Origin of the sequence: Chromohalobacter sp. 296-RDG (assembly GCF_029889885.1) — a bacterium.
In the GTDB taxonomy this organism is placed as follows: domain Bacteria; phylum Pseudomonadota; class Gammaproteobacteria; order Pseudomonadales; family Halomonadaceae; genus Chromohalobacter.
Window position 1 is genome coordinate 1 of sequence record NZ_JARANY010000293.1, and the last position, 702, is coordinate 702.

The following is a 702-nucleotide window of genomic DNA, read 5'->3' on the forward strand; positions in this document are numbered from 1 at the left end:
GAACAGCTCCTATGGCAGCAATGAATGGATTCATGGCAGCAAAACGGGGCGCACCAAAACAAGAAGGGATACGGCGTGCTCGAAATATTGAAAAAAATGGCGCCACAAAGAAGCAAACGTCTTTTGTCGTCGACACCTTTCGAGTCGGATATATAATCGCCGTGCAGAATCCATACTTGCAAGTCATACCAAACCCTGTCATTGGGCAAATTGCCAGTAACTGTATTAAAGAATTTGCAGAGTATAAATGATGCCACTTGAACGCTAAGGGTTATCTGAAGACTAAGAAACAGCTAAACGCTTATTTATAATTAAAAGTGCATACCGCAGCAACCAAGCAGACTGTGCACCTCAATAGAGGTTGCCCAACGAGAGACAGAATTTCAAGAGAAGTTAGGCATACCTTATACGACGCCACTCAGCATTATGCGCTTAAAATCTTTGGGCTATGTATGCGGTTATTATTGAGGAGGCGTCAGAATTATTCTTAGGGAAAACTAAGCAGGTTCGTTAACCACGGACTACTTAGCAGCCATCAGATCAAAAAAGCTTTACGACCATGTACTTAAGGCGCACTTTTATTCACCACCAGCGGAGATAAGACGTGAAAGTAATTAGAAGCAAAGAATTCAAGGCGGAGCATGCTTGGGGCGCGAAAAATATCGCGAACATGAATGGCATCACAACCCGCTTGCATTGGAC

At 43.6% G+C, this 702-nt stretch carries 1 protein-coding gene and 1 pseudogene; both read left to right on the forward strand.

Annotated elements, in window-relative coordinates:
- Nucleotides 1-251, forward strand: a 251-nt coding sequence (locus OP495_RS18615; RefSeq protein WP_280571269.1) for a hypothetical protein, incomplete at its 5' end; no start/stop codon positions are given.
- Nucleotides 252-604: 353 nt separating this feature from the next.
- Nucleotides 605-702: pseudogene (locus tag OP495_RS18620) on the forward strand (cupin); the annotation flags it as partial.